This window comes from Streptomyces rhizosphaerihabitans (assembly GCF_025399795.1).
Lineage (GTDB): Bacteria > Actinomycetota > Actinomycetes > Streptomycetales > Streptomycetaceae > Streptomyces > Streptomyces rhizosphaerihabitans.
Genome location: NZ_JAODTZ010000005.1, coordinates 153,781 through 167,309, shown reverse-complemented (window position 1 = coordinate 167,309; position 13,529 = coordinate 153,781). Strand labels below are relative to the sequence as shown.

The following is a 13,529-nucleotide window of genomic DNA, read 5'->3' as shown; positions in this document are numbered from 1 at the left end:
GGGGCCTGGTGCGGCCTCGTGACCTGTATGCGCCCGGTGCCTCGGCCGACCGTTGCGGAGACTCCGCCCCGTCGCGCGGACCGCACGCGCACGAGGCCCGGAACACTCGCCGGGCGGACGACGTGTTCTCGTCCGCCGTTCCGGCCGATGCCCACGCCGTGGAGATTGCCGCGGCGTCCCGCGCCTTGTCCGCGCAGGTGGACGCACTGGCAACGCTCTGGCCGGACCGGGGCGCCACCCCGATCCCCGGGCTTCGCGGGCGGCTGATGGCCGGGGAGGCCGCAGCCGAGGCGCTGACCCGGCCAGCCCAGGGTCCCGGCCGGACAGGGCCGGACATGCGGACCGGACCGGACACGCGGACCGGCGTCGGGTGCGGGGCCGGTTCCGACCGGAACGAACCGGGCCCGGCCCCGCACCGACGCGTCCCGCAAGCGCCCCACGACCTGCTCCGCGCCGCCGCCGAGTTCATCACGCTCCACCGCACCGAGGAGCGCCTGGGCGATCCGGCCCGGCGGATCACCGCCGTCCGCGCGGAGATCGCGGACACGGGGACCTACCGGCACACCACACGGGAACTCGTCTTCGGCGCGCGGGTCGCCTGGCGCAACGCGAACCGCTGCATCGGGCGGCTGTACTGGAACTCGCTGAGTGTGCGCGACCGCCGCGACGTGCGGGGCGCCGGGGAGGTCGCCGAGGCGTCGGCCGACCACCTCCGGGAGGCCACGCGCGACGGCCGGATCCGGTCGCTCATCACGGTCTTCGCGCCCGACACCCCGGAGCGTCCCGGCCCCAGGATCTGGAACGAACAGCTCATCCGGTACGCGGGATACGCGCGCCCCGACGGCGGCGTGACCGGCGATCCGCGCAACGCCGGCCTCACCGCGGCGGCCCGCCGGCTCGGCTGGCCCGGCGGCCCCGGCACGCCCTTCGACGTCCTGCCGCTGGTGATCCAGGACACCGGCGGCGAGCCGCGCTGGTTCGCGCTGCCCGAGGACGCGGTGCTCGAAGTGGAGCTCGGCCACCCCGAGTACACCTGGTGGCGCGCGCTGGGACTGCGCTGGCACGCGGTGCCCGCCATTTCCAACATGTGCCTGGAGATCGGCGGCGTCTGCTACCCGGCAGCTCCCTTCAACGGCTGGTACATGGGCACGGAGATCGGCGCCCGCAACCTCGCCGACACCGACCGCTACGACCTCCTGCCGTTCATAGCCGACCGTCTCGGCCTCGACACCCGCACCGACCGCTCCCTGTGGAAGGACCGAGCCCTCGTCGAACTCAACCGTTCGGTCCTGCACTCCTTCGACCGCGCGGGCGTCACCGTCACCGACCATCACACCGAGTCCCGGCGCTTCCTCACCCATCTGGGACGCGAGGAGCGCAAGGGCCGCCCGGTGGGTGCCGACTGGTCGTGGATCGTGCCCCCGATCTCCGGCAGCGCCACGCCGGTCTTCCACCGCACGTTCGACACCGTCGAACGGACTCCGGCCTACGTCCACCACCCGGAGGCGCTGGAACGCGCGCGAGGCGTGATCCCGCTCTAGCCCGCCGCTCCAGCCCGCCTCTCCGCCCTGCTGCTCCAGCCCGCCTCTCCGGCCCGCTGTCCAGCGGGCCGACCGGCGCACCAGCTCTGGTCTAGACCGCGGCGCGCCGACTGCTACCGTCGCCCCCGATGACGCGGGACCGAGAGGGGACAGCAGTGGCAGACGGCGGCAGGCGGCAACAGCGGGCGTTCATCGGCTCGTTCACGGCGGCGGGAGGCCTCGGTGTCCTCACGGCGGCCGTGGATCCGGACAGCGGCGCACTGACCGTCCTGAGCGCGGTCGACGGCGTACCCGACCCCTCGTACCTCGCCCTGTCGCCCGCGCACGATGTCCTCTACGCGGTCAGCGAGACGGCGGACGGCGCGGTGGCCGCCTACCGCGTGCACGGCGACAAGCCGGAACTGACCGGTCCGCCGATCCGGACGGGCGGCAGCAGCCCCACCCACATCAGTGTCTTCGACGGACACGTCCTGACCGCCGACTACGGCTCCGGCAGCGTCACCGCCGTGCCCATCCGGCCAGGCGGCGGACTCGCCGTCGCCGCCTCCAGTGTGCTCCAGCACACCGGTTCCGGTCCGCACACGAAGCGGCAGCAGGGCCCGCACGCCCACCAGGTGCAGCCCGATCCCACCGGCCGCTGGGCGGTCAGCGTCGACCTCGGCACGGACTCCCTCCGGGTGTGCGCCCTGGACGGCGGGACGCTCACCCTGCACCGTGAGATCGCCCTGCGCCCCGGTTCCGGGCCCCGCCATCTCGTCTTCCACCCGCGGGGCGAGCACGCGTACGTCCTCAACGAACTCGCCCCGACCGTCACCGTCTGCCGCTGGGACGCCGCCGAGGGCTCGCTGCGGCCCGTCGGCGAGACACCGGTGCTCTCCGGTGTCCCGGACGGCGACGCGTACCCCTCGGGCATCGTCGTCTCGCCCGACGGCCGCTTCGTGTGGACCGCCACCCGGGGCCAGGACGTCGTCTCCGTGCTCACGCCCGACCCGGTGGGCGAGGGGCTCGGGCTGGTCGCCACGGTGCCCTGTGGCGGCGTCTGGCCCCGCGCGCTGGCCCTCGACCCCTCGGGCCGCTTCCTGTACGCGGCCAACGAGCGCTCCGGCGACGTGACCTGGTTCACCATCGACCCGGACACGGGCGTGCCGTGCCGCGCCGGCTCGGTCGAGGCACCGGCGGCGTCCTGCGTGGTCTTCGGCTGACCTGACCGATCCGGCTGCCGCGGGGATTCGCGCCGGATGCGCCCGCGCGCGGCCGGGTACGGCTCGCGCCCATGGGAAAGGGCCCCTCCGTGACAGGAGCGGGCCCTTTCGATGTGCGGGTAGTACGCGTAGTGCGGGTAGTACGGGTGTGCCGGCCGACTAGAAGGCCGGGGCTCCCTGACTCTGCGGCGGCGCGATGCCCAGCGCCGACGTGTACTGCGACAGCGCGAGCTTGCCGATCGCCGGGTACGGGCCGAGGGCCTCGGCGGCGCTGCAGCCGGCCTCCTTGGCGGCCGCGTCGAGCAGACCCGCGTCGAGCTCCGGACCGATCAGGTACGGGGCGAGCGCGAGCTGCTGCGAACCCGAGCCGCGCAGCTGCTCGGCGATGGCCGCGATGGACCCTTCCTCGTCGAGCGCCGCTGCCATCACCGGCACGGCGAGCCGCGCGGCGAGCAGCATGCCGGTGATCCCGGCCGCCTGTACGGCGTCCTCGCCGCCGACGGTGGCGAGGACGATGCCGTCCGCGGCGGTCGCCACGGTGAACAGCCGGGCACGGTCGGCGCGGGCCAGACCGGCCTCGGACAGGCGTACGTGCAGCGCCTCGGCGAGCAGCGGGTGCGGACCGAGGACATCGGTCAGTTCGGCCGCGACGCGGCTGTCCATGACCGCCTGGCGGATCCGGCGCAGCAGGGCGTTGTCCGGACCGGCGAGCAGCGGTACGACGATGCCGACCGGGCCGTCGGGCGCGGCGGCGTCGGAACCGGCGGCGCGGGCCTGCTCGAAGCGCGCGGTGCGCTCCTCGGCGGCGTGGGCCAGCACGGACTGCAGCGTGGGGAACTCGTCGTCCCCGTCCAGGTAACCGATGCGGGCATCGAGGCCGGGGAGCTCGGAGCGCGCGATGCTCACGACCTCCTCGGCGAGGCTGCGCGTGGCCGCGCTGGGGGTGCCCGGCACCGCGAGGACGAGCGCGGGCGCGCCCTCGGGAGCCGCCAGGGGTTCCGGACGGCGGTGCCGCCCGGCTTGGCGGGGTCGCGGCATTCGTACTGGCAGGCCGGACGCGGGCCCAGTGGGGGAGCTCATGGCGCCGCATGTTACTGGTTTCCCGGGTTCCCCTGTTCGGGGAGGGTGCAGGTGAGCGGTATCCGTCCGCTTTTGTCTGATGAGTTACGTACGGATCAGAAGTGATCAGTAATCACGGACTTGTCGGTCCTGTGATGAATTTCGGCCATCGATTTCCGGATACGGCTTTTCGGCCACCACGTACAACATCCCTTCGTCCGGGGGCAGTGTGAGCAGGCCGTTCGCCAGGTCGGCGGCGATCCGGAGCGTGCCGTCGAGCGGGTCGCCCGCGGCCGGCACCTGCCGCGCGTGGGGCAGCCGCCCGGCCAACTCCTCGCGCAGGGGGTCGAGGAGCGGGGCGCCCATCTTGAACAGGCCCCCGGTGAGCGCGAGATGGGGCTCGCCGTCGACCGGGCAGGCCGCCGCGGCCGACTCGGCCATGTGCCGTGCGGCAGCCCGCAGGATGTCCGCCGCCACGGGATCGCTCCCGGCGTGGGAAGCGACTTCCGGGGCGAAGGAGGCGAGTACGGCGGGACGGTCGGTGCGCGGGTAGAGCAGCCCGGGCAGCCCCGCCATCGGCCCGAACATCTCCTCCGCCCGCGCCAGCAGTGCGGCCGAGCCGCCCGGGCGGCCGTCGAACGCGCGCAGGGCCGCCTCCAGGCCCGCGCGGCCGATCCACGCCCCGCCGCCGCAGTCGCCGAGCAGATGGCCCCACCCGTCGGCCCTGCGCCACGACGTGAGGTCGGTGCCGATCGCGATCATGCCGGTGCCGGCCGCGATCACGGCACCCGCCCTCGGGCCGAGCGCGCCCGTGTACGCGGTCACCGCGTCGGCCGCCAGGGCGAGCCGCCGTACTCCCAGTTCACGCTCCAGTGCCATCGGCAGCTCGTCCCGAAGTTCGTCACCGAGCGTGGCGAGGCCCGCCGCGCCGATGGCGACCGCCCCGAGTCGTTCGGCCCCTGCTTCGGCCATCAACCGTCTTGTCATCGGCAGCAGTTGATCCAGCAGGTGCCCGGCCGAGATCCCGCGCGGGCCGGTACGGACCGGCTCCTTGGAGGTCAGAGGGTCACAGAGCGGGACCGGAGAAGACGGCGGCGCCACCCCTTGGTGTACGGGGGAGCCGGCATCGCCCGTCACCTCGTACGCGGCGAGTGCCACGCGCAGTCCCGAACCGCCGGAGTCCACGGCCAGCGCCACGGACGGCCCCGGACCGCGCGCCCGCCCGCCGCGTACACCGCCGGACGTCACGGCAGGCGCCAGTCCACCGGCTCCGCTCCCTGCCTGGACAGCAGGTCGTTGGCGCGGCTGAAGGGGCGGGAACCGAAGAAGCCGCGGTCGGCCGACATGGGCGAGGGGTGCGAGGACTCCACCGAGGGGAGATCGCCGAGCAGGGGGCGCAGATTGCGGGCGTCGCGGCCCCACAGGATCGACACCAGCGGCCGACCGCGGGCGGCCAGCGCCCGTATCGCCTGTTCGGTGACTTCCTCCCAGCCCTTGCCTCGGTGTGCGGCGGGGCTGCGGGGGGCCGTGGTGAGCGCTCTGTTGAGCAACAGCACGCCCTGTTTCGTCCAGGGGGTGAGGTCACCGGTGGACGGCTGGGGCGCCCCGAGGTCGGTGTTCAGCTCGCGGAAGATGTTGATGAGGCTGGGCGGCAGCGGACGTACCTCCGGGGCCACCGAGAACGACAGGCCCACAGCGTGTCCCGGTGTCGGATAGGGGTCCTGCCCGACGATGAGGACGCGCACCTCGTCGAAGGGCTGCTGGAAGGCTCGCAGGACATTCGCCCCGGCCGGTAGGTAGGTGCGTCCCGCGGCGATCTCCGCGCGCAGGAAGTCGCCCATCTCGGCGATCCGTCCGGCCACGGGGTCGAGGGCTTTCGCCCAGCCCGGTTCGACGATCTCATGCAACGGTCGTGGTGCCACGGGCGTCACCCTACTGCCGTAAACATGGCGGAGATCAAACCGGTGGCCATCCCGCGACCGGGGATGACCGATTCGTTGCCGATTCGGACGTCTTCGGGCACAAGGCGCCTGCCACAGAGGGTCGTTGGAGTTCTCTGGATCCAGGACCGCGCCCGTGTTCGAGCCGCGGCCTTGCTCAGGCCGCCACCACGTTCAGGCGCGCGACCGCTCTCGGTCCCGAGCGTGTCCGGACGTTTCGCGGCCCTGTCGGCGCAGCCGGTCGTGGAACTCGCCGACCGGGCCCGCTGCGGGCCGACGGCGGAGAACGCATGGACCGGTCCCGCCGAACGCGTTCCCTGTGACGGCTGCGTTCCGAATCGGTGGGCTGCGCGATCAGGCAACGGTGACGCCGGATCGACCAGGCCGGCTCGTGATCGAAAGGTGAATGGCGTCTCAACGGCATGGGCCGTTTGCGCCTCTGATGGATACAGCATTCCAAGTAGGCGTAGATACGCCGCAAGAAGCGGCCGACTCGCTCGTTTGAAACGGTGGTAGAAATTCAGCCACCCGCCGGTGGCGATGGTTATACGGGCCGACGGAGACCGGAGTCGACGGGTCGGGCTGGAGGGATTGGCGTACGCGGAAATCCGAGAAAGTTTCTTGCGAGCCAGGCATTCCTGTTATAGACAATGACCTACGAGGTGTGGGGGCTCGTGGGGGTGGGGGATGCTACGGATTCATTTTACGACCGAAGATCTCTTGAAAACCAGGGTGGTCTCGTCGCCGGATCCCATGTGGGAACTGGTGCTGAGTGTCTTCCGATTACGCAGACGGCTGGCCGTGGCCCGGTATGAACCGTGGTATCGGCAGGTCAAGGCCGAAGTGGCCCGCAGTGATCTGCTGCAGCGCATTCGGCTCATGCTGATGCCCATGATCCCGGCCTCGGGATATTTTCCGGATTTTCTGACTCCGGAAAACCGACAGCACGGGGGAATCGAATCGATCATCGAGTCGGTGGCCGGATGTCCGAAAAGCGTCCTGCGCAGTCAACTCGACCTCCTCGATCGAGGTCGGGGGTCCGCTTGGCTGGAGCGGTTGTACGAAGCGGATTCCGCGGCCCGAGAAGACTTGCGAAAACTCTTGAGGGACTACCGGCGTATCGCCCTCGTCCCTCACTGGAATGCGATCCGCAACAGCGTCGAGACGGATCGGGCCATTCGTACCCGGGCCCTTCTCGACGGCGGAGTCCATGGGTTGCTGCACAGCTACCGGCCGCTGATGCGGTGGGCGCCTCCTGTCCTGCACGTCCGGTATTTCGTTGATCAGACGCTCCATCTGAACGGACGAGGACTGCTCCTGGCCCCGTCGCACTTCGGCCAGGGACCCGCGAACTCGCTCGCCGATCACGCTCTGCCGCCCGTCCTCGTCTATCCCGCCGGGTACGACAGGGCGGCGGCGCCGGTGACGGTCCGGGCTCTGGGCCGGCTCATGGGCGGCACCCGTGCCAACATCCTGATCGCCACCGAGACCGCGACCACGTCCGGGGAACTCGCGCGCCGGGTGGGTGTGTCCGCTGCCACGGTGAGTCATCACCTGTCGGCGCTGCGCGCGGCGGGACTTCTGAGCACCCTGCATCAGGGCGAGCTCATCCTGCACACCCGTACTTCCACCGGATCCGCCCTGGTCAACGCGGCTCACACCTCGGGCACTTGACCTCGGAACCGTGACCAGGGCTCTGGTCACCTGCGCATTTAGACCACGGTGGAAAGGGGTGTCCCTCAACCGAACACGCTGGCGAGTATGGCGGGCAGCCCGCATCCGTACCGGAAGGGATACGACACACCGTGAAGAACATACGTCGCTCGGCAGCCGTCGCAGCCGTCGCAGCCGTCGCAGCCGTCCTGGCCGCCGGCGCCACCGCCCTCACCATCAGCCCCGCAGCCGCGGCCGACACGACCTGCTCCAGCGGCTACGCCTGCATTTACTACCACCCCAACTACCAGGGGGCCTTCTTCAAGCAGTTCCCCAACATCCCCAACTACTCCGGCTACACCTTCACGACCAGTGCCAACGGCAGCGACGGCGCGGGCCAGGGCGTCCGGAACAATGCCGCTTCGGTCGACAACTGGGACTTCAACAACGCCTTCACCGTGTACTACCACATCAACTACACCGGAGCGAGTCAGCGCTTCGCCGCGGGCGGCGGCGGCAACTTCAACACCACGCTGCGCAACGAGAACGCTTCGGGAAAGTTCGGCTGACCCGGCGGAACGCCCTGACCGACCGAGGTCTGTTCACCGCAGCCCTCACGCAGGGGGTGCCCCGCTCCGAAGACACCGGGCGGGGCATCCCCTGCGCCCCGGCCGCATGCTCGGCCGTCCTTGTGTACCCACCCACCGCATCGAGGACACACCGGCTCATGACTTCGTCCCCTACCACCGGCCACCCGAAAGCCGCCGTCGTCCTGGCGACGGCCGCCGTGCTGATGGCCGGGGGCTGCTCCTCGTCCTCGCCGTCGTCTCCCGGGCCTCCCCGGCCGAAGGGCGCGGCAGTCGCCATGCCGGAGGTCTCCTCCGTGCCGCGGCTGATCACGGCGGCCGACCGATCGCTGCCGATCGCCCCCTACCTCCTGAGCGACAAGCAGTCGGACGAGCTGACCGCGGCCCAGGCCAAGCTGACCGAACAGTGCATGACCCGGTTCGGGTTCCGCTACACGTCTCCTGCCTCGACCCCGGTGTTCAGGCCGAGGACCCCCACCCAGTTCCGGTACGGCGTAACCGACCCCGACGAGGCGGCGGTCGACGGATTCGCTCCGGCCGGCAGCAGGAACGCCCCGACGGCCGTCGAGTCCGCGTCGCTGTCCGCAGAGATGACTCTCGTACTGACGGGAACTGACGACCCGCACATCAAACCCGGCTCCACTGCCGCCGGCGGGCAGGTCTACCAGGGCCGGAAGATCCCTGTCGGCGGATGTGTCGGTGAGGCCAGGGCGCGACTGCTCTCCGAAGGGCCACAAGCCGGAGGCGACGCGGAACTCTCCAATGACATCAACATCGACAGCTTTGAGTCCTCGCGGAAGCATCCCCTGGTCAAAGCCGTATTCGCCAAGTGGTCGCAGTGCATGGAAGCCCGCGGCTTCTCCTACCCCGACCCGCTTGCGGCCACCAGCGACAGTGCCTGGCGCACAAGGACCGCGTCGGCGAAAGAGAAAGCGGCAGCCCGCGCCGACGCGGACTGCAAGAAGCAGAACAACGTCGTCGGCGTCTGGTATGCGGTCGACGCCGCCTTGCAGCAGCAGGCGATCGAGAAGAACAGTGCGGCTCTGGTCAAGATCAAAAAGGCGATCCGTGCCCGGGTGGAGCTGGCGGCGGCCGTGCTCGCCGGATGACGGGTTCACCGGATCAGGTGCCGGGCTCGCGTGCGTAAGCATCGTCATCGCGGGGGTGAGCTTGGAGTCGCCCTGGATCCGGCGCGGCCGGCCGCTGTCCAAGCCACGCTGCTCCAGCCGCGAACACGCTCAGACCGTGACCGCCGCGCGGACGCACAGGACGTCCGGGAGGTGCGAGGCGAGCTGTTGCCAGCTGTCGCCGTCGTCCGCCGACGCGTACACCTCGCCGTTGCGGTTGCCGAAGTACACGCCCGCCGGGTCCGCGCCGTCCGTGCACAGCGCGTCGCGCAGCACCGTGCCGTAGTGGTCCTCGGAGGGCAGTCCCGCCGTCAGCGGCTCCCAGTTCACGCCGGCGTCCTCCGTACGGAAGACACGGCACCGCCGGTCGGCCGGGACCCGGTCCGAATCCGCGTTGATCGGGAAGACGTACGCGGTGTCGCCGCGGTGCGGATGCGTCGCCGCCGCGAACCCGAACGTGGACGGCAGGCCCGCGCCGATGTCGGTCCACTGTCCACCCGCGTCGTCGCTGCGGTACACCCCCCAGTGGTTCTGGAGGTAGAGCCGGTCCGGGTCCGCGGCGTCGCGCGCGACCTTGTGCACGCACTGCCCGAACTCCGGGTTCGGATCCGGCAGGAACACCGCCGAGACACCGGAGTTGGCGGGCTCCCAGCTCGCGCCCCCGTCGGCGGTGCGGAAGACGCCCGCCGTGGAGACGGCGACCGTCACGGCCCGCGGGTCGCGCTCGTCGGTGAGGATGGTGTGCAGCCCCTCACCGCCTCCGCCAGGAACCCACTTCGAGCGGGTGGGGTGCTCCCACAGGGGACGGACGAGTTCGAAGGACTCGCCCCGGTCCTCCGAGCGGTACAACGCGGCCGGCTCCGTCCCCGCGTACACCACGTCCGGTTCGGCGGCCGCCGGGTGCAGCTGCCACACCCGCTCCAGCGAGGCGCCCGTCTCCTTGGGGAACTTGACCGCGGGCCGTGCCGGTTCGGTCCACGTCAGACCCAGATCGTCGGAGTGGAACACGGACGGGCCCCAGTGCGCGCTGTCCCCGCCGACCAGCAGCCGCGGCCGTTCGCCCCGGGAGTCGATCGCGACCGAGTACACGGCCTGCGCGTTGAAGTACGGATTCTCGTCGAACTCCCAGGCGCCGCCGCGCCGTCGCCCGATGAAGAGACCCTTGCGGGTGCCCACGGTGAGCAGTACGTCGGCCATGGTCGGCCACCTCCGCGACGTCGTTGTCTGCGATACGGGCCAGTCTGCACCCCGGCACCGACAGTCACCTCCCGGCCTCGCGTTTGCGCAGCTCGGACGGGTCGTGTCGGCGGGCGGGAGGGGGCGCGGCACTGGTCGTTGTGCCGATCGGGGTGCGGGTCGCCGGGCGGGCCGCGCGCACCCGGCTCCCGCGGCGGACGAGCCGACGGGCACGGGGCGTGAGCATCACGCGGGGCAGGCGCGTAAGGGAGGGAGATGTGGCGTGTCCGTGCGGTGGTGAGGAGGATGCCCTTGATGGCGGCATTCCGTGGTCCGAGGGTCTGGCTGTGGCGGTGGCGGCGCAATCCGCTCCGGCGGCGGAGCGACGTCCTGGAGGCCTGGATCATGCTCGCGGCCTGGGCCTTCACGGTGCTCCTCGGGGCGGTCACGGGCCTCGCGACCATCCGCGCCGTGGAGCACGGTCTCGCCCAGCAGCGCGCGGAGTGGCACGCCGTCCCCGCTCACCTGATCGAGGACGCGCCGGAGGCGAGGGGGACGGACCCCGCCGGTCGCGTCGTGTGGACGAAGGTCCGCTGGGCGGCGCCGGACGGCACCCCTCGCTCCGGCCAGGTACGGGTCTACGCGGGTACTACGGCGGACACCCCGGTCCTGGTGTGGACCGACCCCCACGGGCGCCTCGTCACCAGACCCGTCACCGTCGCCGTGGCCCGGCTGCGGGCCTGTCTGATGGGCACCTTCGCGGGCGTGGGCGTGGCGTGTGTCCCCTTCATCGTCGGGCGCCTTCTCCGCGGCCGCCTGGAACGGCGGCGCATGGAGCGGTGGGACGAGGAGTGGGAGCGGATCGGACCACTGTGGGGCCGTATGACGAGCTGAGCGGCCGTTCAGGGCGCTCGTCCGGGTCGCCGGAGGAACGGGCCTGCGTGGCGGCCGTGCGGTGTCCCGGCTTCGCTACGCGGCATCCAGGGCCGCACGGCAGTCCCGCAGCAGCAGTTCGTCATCGAGGACGTCGTGGCTGCCGTGGCCACCGGAGCGTGCCCGGTGTCGCCGGGGCGAGGCCAGTTCCGCCCGGACCAGGTCGTGGACGGGTGAGCCGGCGCCGCCCATCCGGACGAGGCACGCGGTGATGGTCCCCCGGGTGTAGGGGTTCTGCCGCCAGGCGCCGCGGAACACCGGCAGGACGGGTACCGGATCTCCGGCGATGTCCCACAGGGCGCAGGCGGCGGCCGTCCGCTCCCACACTTCGGCGGAGTCCGTCAGGACACGCAGCCCGGGGAGCGCGGGCGTGGCCGCCGCCCCCATCCGGCCGAGGGCCTCGGCCGCCGTCCGGGAAGCGCCGGTGTCCCGCTCCGGGGCCAGTGCCCGGAGCAGCGGCGGAAGGACCGCCTCCGCGTCCCCCTCCACGGACCAGAGCGCGTCGGCCGCCGCCACGGCGTTCTCGCCGGCCAGCAGTCCCCGCAGCGCCGGTATCGCCTCGTGCGCCGGTGCCCCGAACGCGCCGAGCGCCCTGGTCAGCGCCGTCACCAGGGCGTCCCGCAGCCGCAGTCCGCGCGGCGTGCCGTGCAGCAGGCGCAGCACCTCCGGCACGGCGGCGGCGTACCGGAGTCCGCCGAGGCCGGCGAGCAGGGGTGCGGCCCGGCCGTAGGTCTCCGGGTCGTCGAGGGGGACCTCGGCCAGGCGCTCCCGCAGCAGCGGTGCCAGGGGGGCCGCGGCCGGGCCCAGATGTCCGATCGTGTACCCGGTTTCGTTCGGCACCACCGGGTGGCGCAGCACTTCCGCGAGGGCCGGTACGGCCCGCGCGTCCCCGCACCTGGCCAGCGCCTTCAGGGGGCGGCCCAGCGTCGCCTTCCCGCGCGCCCAGGAGTCCGGGCCTGACTCCACGAGGGTGGCGAGCCGGTCGGCCGCCGGAGCCGCCAGAGTGAAGAGGAACTCCAGGACGGACTCCGCGGCGCAGCGCAACCGCTCCTCGTCCGAGCCGAGTTGCTCACCGATCAGCGCGACCGGCTCCTCGTACGCGGCACGCCATTCACGGAACAGCCCCGCCGACATCCACACGGCATTGCACCGGTCGGCCGTGTCCTGGCTGCTCAACTGCCCCTTGAGCAGGGCGATCCGGTCCGCGGTGCGGGCCCCCAGCGCCTGGTGGAGCGTCCGGAGCAACTGGGCGCCCTCCTCGTCCGCGGGTCGCATGCGGCGCAGACTGCCGATGAGGGTGTCGGAGGACGTCCGGATGGGCTCGCCGGACGGCCGGATCCGCTGTGACCTGGTGTGGAGCAGTGAGACGACCGTGGGTACGAGGTCCGCGGGGAGTCGGCCGGGGGCGCACGAGGCGAGCTGTCCGAGCGCCGCGAGCCGCAGCCCCGGGTCGTTCGGTGCGGCGCACAGCGACTCCAGACAGTCCACCGCAGGGGCCGCGGAACCGGCGTACAGCCGGGCGAAGAGCCCGAGACCCTCGACCAGCGCGAGCCGGACGGCGTCCTCCTGCTCGTCCCGCAGCCGCTCCGTCAACAGGGCCAGTACGCGCGGCGGTTCGTCGTGGAAGCGCACGAGCGCCAACGCTGCGGCGCGGCGCACCTGCGGGTCCCCGTCCGCGACGAGGCCGAGGAAGACCGCGGCACCCGCCCGGATCGCCGTGCGCGCCATCGCGTAGTTGTCGTCCTCGGGGTCCTCCGCGTGTCGGCCGGGTACGAGCTCGGCCTCGCCGTCCTCGAAGTCGTCCTCGTCGCCCGATCCTCCGATGCTGGCGAGCAGTTCCACGATCTCGCCCCGGCCAGGGAGCCCCACGTGTCCGGCGAGCGTGAGGAGGAAGGGGATGCACGCCAGCGTCGAGTCGTACACGTCGCCCTGGTGGTGCACGGCCCCGTACATCCCGTCGAGCGCGGTCTCCCGCTCCTGGGGGAGCTGCGAGGCGAGTCCTCGCAGCAGCTCCGGCACGTCCGCGGCGCTTCCGTAGGCATGCTCCATCGAGGCCCAGTCGACCTCGTCGATCCCCCTCAACACGGTGTCCTCCCCAGGCGTACGGCCATTGATCGTGAGTGTGCACCACGGCACTGACAGTGACGCCCGAGAGCCTCCCCGTCGACGGCGTCAACCCAGCCAACTACGCAGCGAACGGCCGCTTTACGACGGTCGGCCGAGGGGCGCCGACCGGAGCGACGCCTGCCGGACGGCCAGGACAGGCGAGGGAAGAGCCCCCGGACAGTGCCGCCGGACACCCTCCTGGGTG

General features: G+C 72.0%; 11 protein-coding genes. 6 read left to right on the top strand and 5 right to left on the bottom strand.

Going from position 1 to position 13,529, the window contains the following annotated elements:
* The first annotated feature begins 158 nt into the window (after positions 1-158).
* Together N4G66_RS07175 and N4G66_RS07170 are read left to right on the top strand one after the other, a co-directional pair.
* On the top strand, positions 159-1,541 hold the full coding sequence (locus N4G66_RS07175) for a nitric oxide synthase oxygenase (RefSeq protein WP_261703113.1): 1,383 nt from the start codon (positions 159-161) through the stop codon (positions 1,539-1,541).
* A 155-nt stretch (positions 1,542-1,696) separates the two neighbouring features.
* Positions 1,697-2,743 (top strand): lactonase family protein, encoded by a 1,047-nt coding sequence (locus tag N4G66_RS07170; protein WP_261703208.1) that lies wholly within the window; start codon positions 1,697-1,699, stop codon positions 2,741-2,743.
* 159 nt (positions 2,744-2,902) lie between these two features.
* Here the strand turns inward: N4G66_RS07170 and N4G66_RS07165 are convergent, their stop codons facing one another.
* The 3 genes from N4G66_RS07165 to N4G66_RS07155 form a co-directional block, all read right to left on the bottom strand.
* On the bottom strand, positions 2,903-3,823 hold the full coding sequence (locus N4G66_RS07165) for a sirohydrochlorin chelatase (protein ID WP_261703112.1): 921 nt from the start codon (positions 3,821-3,823) through the stop codon (positions 2,903-2,905).
* A gap of 105 nt (positions 3,824-3,928) precedes the next feature.
* Positions 3,929-5,050, bottom strand: coding sequence for an N-acetylglucosamine kinase (locus tag N4G66_RS07160; RefSeq protein ID WP_261703111.1), 1,122 nt, complete (start codon positions 5,048-5,050; stop codon positions 3,929-3,931).
* Positions 5,047-5,724, bottom strand: coding sequence for a uracil-DNA glycosylase (locus tag N4G66_RS07155; RefSeq protein ID WP_261703110.1), 678 nt, complete (start codon positions 5,722-5,724; stop codon positions 5,047-5,049). Before N4G66_RS07155 ends, N4G66_RS07160 begins: the two co-directional genes overlap by 4 nt.
* Positions 5,725-6,495: 771 nt before the next feature.
* Here N4G66_RS07155 and N4G66_RS07150 point away from each other — a divergent pair.
* The 3 genes from N4G66_RS07150 (at position 6,496) to N4G66_RS07140 (ending at position 9,091) form a co-directional block, all read left to right on the top strand.
* Positions 6,496-7,416, top strand: coding sequence for an ArsR/SmtB family transcription factor (locus N4G66_RS07150; protein ID WP_261703109.1), 921 nt, complete (start codon positions 6,496-6,498; stop codon positions 7,414-7,416).
* Positions 7,417-7,547: 131 nt separating this feature from the next.
* A complete protein-coding gene (locus tag N4G66_RS07145; RefSeq protein ID WP_261703108.1) occupies positions 7,548-7,964 on the top strand; it encodes a peptidase inhibitor family I36 protein in 417 nt (138 codons plus the stop codon).
* 158 nt (positions 7,965-8,122) lie between these two features.
* Positions 8,123-9,091: a hypothetical protein gene (locus N4G66_RS07140; RefSeq protein WP_261703107.1), complete on the top strand. Its 969-nt coding sequence runs from the start codon at positions 8,123-8,125 to the stop codon at positions 9,089-9,091.
* A 129-nt stretch (positions 9,092-9,220) separates the two neighbouring features.
* Here N4G66_RS07140 and N4G66_RS07135 read toward each other — a convergent pair whose 3' ends face one another.
* Positions 9,221-10,306, bottom strand: coding sequence for a WD40/YVTN/BNR-like repeat-containing protein (locus N4G66_RS07135; RefSeq protein ID WP_261703106.1), 1,086 nt, complete (start codon positions 10,304-10,306; stop codon positions 9,221-9,223).
* A gap of 294 nt (positions 10,307-10,600) precedes the next feature.
* On the opposite strand from N4G66_RS07135, the gene N4G66_RS07130 reads away from it, so the two are divergent.
* A complete protein-coding gene (locus tag N4G66_RS07130; RefSeq protein ID WP_261703105.1) occupies positions 10,601-11,179 on the top strand; it encodes an Rv1733c family protein in 579 nt (192 codons plus the stop codon).
* Positions 11,180-11,254: 75 nt separating this feature from the next.
* On the opposite strand, the gene N4G66_RS07125 is transcribed toward N4G66_RS07130, so the two are convergent.
* Complete coding sequence (locus tag N4G66_RS07125; RefSeq protein ID WP_261703104.1) at positions 11,255-13,303, bottom strand: HEAT repeat domain-containing protein; 2,049 nt, start codon at positions 13,301-13,303, stop codon at positions 11,255-11,257.
* Positions 13,304-13,529 lie beyond the last annotated feature (226 nt).